6 protein-coding genes and 1 pseudogene are annotated in these 6063 nt (G+C 68.6%); 5 read left to right on the top strand and 2 right to left on the bottom strand.

Translation table 11 applies throughout. The features are described from left to right. From AB0915_RS37890 to AB0915_RS37880, 3 genes are all read left to right on the top strand, one after another. The coding region (locus AB0915_RS37890; protein WP_366695770.1) for a DDE-type integrase/transposase/recombinase at window positions 1-391 on the top strand (391 nt) is incomplete at its 5' end. Window positions 392-665: 274 nt separating this feature from the next. Continuing rightward, the gene (locus AB0915_RS37885; protein WP_366695768.1) at window positions 666-893 is read left to right on the top strand and encodes a hypothetical protein; all 228 of its coding nucleotides are present in this window, start codon (window positions 666-668) and stop codon (window positions 891-893) included. 64 nt (window positions 894-957) lie between these two features. Continuing rightward, window positions 958-3300, top strand: a complete 2343-nt coding sequence (locus AB0915_RS37880) for a SpoIIE family protein phosphatase (RefSeq protein WP_366695766.1) — start codon at window positions 958-960, stop codon at window positions 3298-3300. A 117-nt stretch (window positions 3301-3417) separates the two neighbouring features. On the opposite strand, the pseudogene AB0915_RS37875 reads toward AB0915_RS37880, so the two are convergent. Together AB0915_RS37875 and AB0915_RS37870 are read right to left on the bottom strand one after the other, a co-directional pair. Then, window positions 3418-3534, bottom strand: a pseudogene (locus AB0915_RS37875) (site-specific DNA-methyltransferase); the annotation flags it as partial. Window positions 3535-3919: 385 nt separating this feature from the next. Continuing rightward, the gene (locus tag AB0915_RS37870; protein ID WP_266993504.1) at window positions 3920-4720 is read right to left on the bottom strand and encodes an SAM-dependent methyltransferase; all 801 of its coding nucleotides are present in this window, start codon (window positions 4718-4720) and stop codon (window positions 3920-3922) included. Window positions 4721-5138: 418 nt separating this feature from the next. Between AB0915_RS37870 and AB0915_RS37865 the strand changes: the two genes are divergently transcribed. Beyond that, a complete protein-coding gene (locus AB0915_RS37865; RefSeq protein WP_366695764.1) occupies window positions 5139-5477 on the top strand; it encodes a hypothetical protein in 339 nt (112 codons plus the stop codon). 186 nt (window positions 5478-5663) lie between these two features. Further along, window positions 5664-5999, top strand: coding sequence for a transposase (locus AB0915_RS37860; RefSeq protein ID WP_366695762.1), 336 nt, complete (start codon window positions 5664-5666; stop codon window positions 5997-5999). The last annotated feature ends 64 nt before the right edge of the window (window positions 6000-6063 follow it).

Genomic DNA, 6063 nt, shown 5'->3' with positions numbered 1-6063 from the left:
CAAGCGGGACACCAAGGCCGCGAAGCGGTTCATGGCCAAGCTGATGAAGAAGCAGTGCCGGGTACCGAGGGTGCTGGTCACCGACAAGCTCCGCTTCTACGGCGTCGCCCACCGGGAGCTGATGCCCTCGGTGGAACACCGTGCTCACAAAGGGCTGAACAACCGGGCCGAGAACTCCCACCGGACAACGAGGCAGCGCGAACGTGCCATGAAGGGCTTCCTCAGCGCCGGCGCCGCCCAACGGTTCCTGTCTGCGTTCGGCAGCATTTCACCCCACTTCCGTCCCCGGCGACATCTCCGCACCGCCGCCGAACACCGCTTCGAGATGACCATCCGCTTCACCGTCTGGGACCACGTCACCGAGAGCATCTGCCGGCCGGCCGCGGCCTGAACGAGGACCGGAACCACACCCCAGCACGCTCCGAAGCACTATCGACCGGCCACCCCGCCGTCAACGTGACAACGCCAGGGCAAGCACCACACCCAAGCACTCCTCTGCCTCGCCCGCCGACGAGCAGACGTCCTCTTCGCGATGCTCCGCGACGGCACCTTCTACGAACCCCAGCCTGCCCCATCACCTTGACCAAACCCATAGGGGCACCCACCGGGGGTGTGGTGCGCCGTGGTGCTCCTCGACGGCGCCCGGGTCCGCAGACGCGCTGGGGATGAGAACCGGCCGACCTGTTCTGGCGAACACAAGCCTCACGTTCGCCGACGGGCACGGGAACCTGATCCGGATCTCGGCCGCCAGACCCGGGCGCTCCATCGAGATCGCCACAGCCCGCCGCAACAAGATCACTGCCCACCTCCGCGAATCCGGCCTCGGCGCCCACACGGACCTCGCCTTCGTCGGCCTGGACGACGACCCCGACGGCCCGGTCACGCTTCCTTGATCGCGCCCACACCCATGCCGAGTAGCCTGTGGAGTAGCAATCTCTGCTCGCTGCGAGGCCCCCCATGACGACGCCCCGTGCACGAGAGCCGCTCCTTGGCACTCCATTCAGCCTGGCGACCATGGCCACCGCCGTGCTGGATCAGCGGGGCATCGTCATCGGCTGGAACACCGCGGCCGAGAAGCTCTACGGGCACACCGCCGACGACGCCCTTGGAAAGCCGGCCCGCAAGTTCTTCGTCCCCATTGACGGACGCCCGCTCTTCGACCCGGACTCCCCAGCCGAGTCCTGGGGCGAGACACGGACGATGCGGGGACGCGGCGGCAGCCTCGTACGCACGGTGCTGTACGTATTGCAGCTGGGACCCAAGGGGGCCAACGCCGCCTGGGCCATCGTCTCCATCGCCGCCGACCAGATGGAGCGATGGGCCACCGACCAGGCCATACTGGCCGGGCTGTTCACCCAGGCACCGATCGCACTGACCGTGTACGGCCCGGACAGCCGCGTGAACTGGGTCAACAACGCCTTGGAGGGCCAGACCGGGCTCGCTCTCCACGAATGGGCTGGCCGGTACATCCAGGACATCTTGCCGGAAGGCGAGATCATCTCCCCGGAGCTGCGGGGCCGCCGGCTCGAATCGGTGATCGAGCAGGTCTTCCGCACCGGCGAGCCCGTCGTCGACCTGCACTACCGAAGCCCCACACCGGCCGGCCCCACCCATCAAAGAGTCTGGTCCTGCTCTTACTTCCGCCTGCAGGACGCCGAAGGCCACTGCCTGGGCGTCTGCGAATCGGCGTTTACCATCACCGAGCGCTACGAGACCCAGCGGCGCCTGACTCTGCTGAGTCGCTCCAGCAGCATCGGAGGAACGCTGGACGTGACCCGGACATCCGAAGAACTCGTCGCCGTCGTCGTCCCCGACTTCGCGGACGCAGCATGGGTCGACCTGGCGGAGCCCGTGCTCACTGGCGAGGAGCCCGCCCCCTGGCACGCCTCACAGCAACTGCGCCGGGTCACCCAAGGGAACACCCCAGGCCAGGCAGCAGCAACACCCCCGCTCGTGAACCTCCCCGCCGGCGACCAGCAACTCGTCCTGCCCCTCAAGGCCGGAGGTGCAACGCTCGGCCTGGTCACCCTGCTGCGCAGTCCCTCCAGGGCCCCCTTCAACGACGCCGACCGCGCCCTGGCCGAGGAACTGGTCGCCCACACCGCTGTGTGCCTCGACAATGCACGGCGCTACGCCCACGAGCACGCAACCGCCCTGCTGCTGCAACACAGTCTGCTCCCGCAGGAGCCGCCAGAGCCGACCGCCGTGGAAACCGCCCACTACTACGCCCCCACCGCAGGTCCCACAGGCGTCGGCGGCGACTGGTACGACGTGATCCCTCTGTCCGGCGCCCGCGTCGGGCTCACCGTGGGAGACGTGGTGGGTCACGGACTGCACGCCGCGGTGACGATGGGGCGGCTGCGGACCACCGTACGAGCCCTGGCCGCTCTCGACCTCGCACCCGACGAGCTCCTCACCCGCCTCGACGACCTGGTCGGGCAGGCAGGCACGGAAATCCACCCAGCCGGAGAGAGCAGTGCGGACCAGGCAGTGTGCGCCAGGTGCCTGTACGCCGTGTACGACCCCGTCTCAAGACGATGCAGTGTGGCCAGCGCCGGCCATCTGCCCCCCGTCCTCGCCGCACCCGACGAGCCCGCCATACCACTCGACATCCCGGTCGGCCCCCCGCTGGGCATCGGCGGCCTGCCGTTCGAATGCGCAGAGTTCGACATCGCCGAGAACAGCATGCTGGCCCTGTTCACCGACGGACTGGTGGCGGACACACAACACGATTTCGACGCCGGAGTGGCCGGCCTGTGCCGGATCCTGTCCCGGTACCCGGAGCTCTCCCCGGCCGATGTGCGAGACCGGATCGTCGAGTCCAAGATCCCGGCTGACGCGCAGGACGACGTCGCGCTCCTTCTGGTCCGGGTCCATTCCCTGGCCGACGACAACATGGCAAGCTGGCGGATCGACCCGGACCCGGCCCAAGTGGCCAGAGCGCGCGCGTCCGCAATGGTCCAGCTGGCCCGCTGGGACCTCAGGGCCGTGAGCTTCGTCGTCGAACTGATCGTCAGCGAGCTTGTCACCAACGCGATCCGGTACGGTAGTCCGCCGGTGCATCTGCGACTCCTGCGCGACCAGGACCGCGCGCTGATCTGCGAGGTATCGGACGGCAGCCACACCTCCCCGCACCTTCAACGTGCACGCCTGGACGAGGAGGGCGGCCGCGGGCTGTTCCTGGTCGCCCAGCTCACCGACCAGTGGGGAACCCGCTATACGCGCGAGGGAAAGACGATCTGGACCGAGGTTCCGATCCGCCTGGGCGACGTCGCCGGCGGCGACGCACTCAGCGCCTGAATGACAGCGGCCGAGCGGTCATCGGCATACGCCCGGCAACGCTCTTGGCCACCGCCCATGCATGCACGCCCTTCGCACGGTTGGCCGCCGGTCGGCCGCCCGGAGACCTCTCGCCGGGCTTCCGGTACGTCCGCCGGAGTTGTACGGGGGATCGGTGAGGACGGCGTTCACGCTCTCGTCCGGGAGGGTCTTCAGCACGGTGAGGGCGTCGCCTCGGTGCAGCGTGTACCTCATGTGCGGGGCCTCTTTCAGGGCGCGACGGTACTGGGCCCGCTCCGAACGGCACTCCAACAACGGCCGTTCGAAGGCGACCGCCGCCCCGTCACCGCCAGGACCCTGCCCGTGCCCTCGCGGACGGGCGGCAAGTTTCGCGCACCGAGCCCCGGTTTACGCCCGTGGCCCGGGGAGCAGCACTCGTACTCCAAGGGCCCGTTCACCGGTCCGATGTACGGCGTGTGGCGCACCTACCGCCCAGGCGGGACCGGGGCGGCGGCCGGTACCGCGTCGGCCTTCTTGCCGGGCAACGTCAGCACGGGGAGGCTGACGTCCGGGAGGCCGCCGCGGCAACGGGGCAGGGGCCTTGCTGGCTGCGCCCACGGCCTCAGCGGAACGGAGGCAGCTACCGCTTGGCGGCCACGAATCCCCACTGGTCGACCGGTTCGCCGACGACAGGCTCTTCGGGGCGCCACAGGCTGATCGAGCCGAAGCCCGGCTCCACCAGCTCGAGTCCGTCCGCAAAGGTCCCCATGACCTCCCTGGGACGCGAGATGTACGGCATGGCGCCGCCACTGGCGTACTCGTCGGACCCGGCCTGCGTCTCCGGAGTCTCGATGGTGTCGCACAGCATCAAGTAGCTGCCCGCGGGCAGCGCGTCCAAGTAGCTGCGGAGCAGCGCCGCGGCCTCGCCCGAGTCGGCAACGTGTCCCAGCGTCGAGAGCACCATTACGGCCACCGGCCGGTCGAGGTCCAGCGTCCGGGCGGCCTCGCGCAACACAGTCTTCGCGTCCGTCAGGTCCGCGTGCACATAGTCCGTCGCCCCTTCAGGCCGGCTGGTCAGCAGGGCACGCGCGTGAGCCAGGACGATCGGGTCGTTGTCCACATACACGATGCGTGCTGTCGGCTCGACGTCCTGGGCGACCTCGTGCGTCGCGTTCGCGGTCGGCAGACCTGTGCCGAGATCCAGGAACTGGCGCACCCCGGCCTCACCGGCCAGAAAGCGCACCGCTCGCGCCTGGAATGCCCGCGAGGCGCGCGCTATCTCGATGATCTGCGGGTACAGCTCCTCCATCGTAGCCCCGAGCCGACGGTCCACCTCGTAGTTGTCCTTGCCACCCAGCCAGTAATTCCACACCCGCGCCGAATGCGGCGTGCCCGTTTCGATTCCGTCCACCGGCGTCCGGATGCCTTGCTCGTCAGTCATCGGCCCTCTTCGTGTCACACATCGGTTGCGCGGACGGCACTCGTACCGCGCACGCCCATGCTTCCTCACCAGCATCGTCCGCACCAGCCCGACAAGGGAGTAACTCCCTTGTCGGGCACGGACGCAGAACGGGGCGCACCCCGTCCGGGAAGAGCGCGCGGTGCACTCGTGCCGACCGTGCATCAGGCTGTCGAGGATCACCGGGGTGAGACCGGCGCCCGGAAGAGCTCGGCAGTTTGTTCGGGCGTCACCAGGCACTCGGACCGGCCTTGGCTTGAGCCGCCCGCCGAGTGATAGGCCCTCGTGCCGGCCATTCCCTGTCAAGTTCAGGTCATCGGTCATCGCGCCCGCTCTGACCGCCTCCCTCGCCGGGCCACGGCTCACTGCTCTCGCCGGGGTCCTGGCAGTGGCGGCCCAGGTGTTCATCGCTGTCTTCCTCGGCGAACTGGCCACGACCAACCACTTGGCGCAGATCACCGCGCTGACCGTGCTCTCCGCCCTGGTGTTTTGCATACGGTTTGTGCGGGAGCGGCGCGACCGGGCGCTGAGCCGGGCAAGCTCTGTGGCGGAGACGGCTCAGCGTGTTCTGCTGCGGCCTCCACCACGCCGGATCGGGCCGTTGCGGGTGGCATGGCTGTATATGTCGGCGGAGGACGAGGCCGAGATCGGGGGTGATCTGTTTGCGTTCGCCCGCGCCGCGCATGCCGCGACGCGGGTGATCATTCGGACAGAGATGCCGGTGTGGTCGTGGGCATGAAGAAACGGGCCCCTTGGTAGTGACGTGGTTGTTGAGGCCGGTCACGAGCAAGGAGACCCGTTGTCCGACGAGTTGACCATCTCTGCTGTACCTGCGTCCACCACGGTCACCCCGGAGTGTGACTGCTACGTGCACAGGTTCGGTTCGATCGCTCCGGGACAGCGGGCGCGGTGTTATCCGAGTGACATGACGGATGCTGAGTGGGCCGAGGTCCGCTCCGCGATGCCGGTGCCGGCCTGGCTCCTCAAGCGTGGCGGGCGTCCGGAGGCGTACTGCCACCGCGAGATGCTCGACGCGGTGCGCTACCTGGTCGACAACGGCGTGAAGTGGATGGCCATGCCGGTCGACTTCCCGCACTGGCGGGCGGTCTACGACTTCTTCCGCCGCTGGCGGGCCTGCGACTACGTGCGTGAACTGCACGGACGCCTGCGCCTCTCGGCGCGGGACCGCGCAGGCCGGAACGCCGAGCCGAGTGCGGGGATCATCGACAGTCAGTCGGTCCTACGTTGGTGTGCGGGTTGATCAAGGCCAGTCGTAAGGTCTTGAGGCCCAGAGACACCGGGTATGGCTTTCAGTCGGTTGCCCT

Source organism: Streptomyces sp. NPDC048411, from assembly GCF_040704695.1.
Taxonomy (GTDB): Bacteria; Actinomycetota; Actinomycetes; order Streptomycetales; family Streptomycetaceae; genus Streptomyces.
Note: the sequence above shows the minus strand (reverse complement) of the source record. Positions and strands in the feature narration are given on the sequence as shown.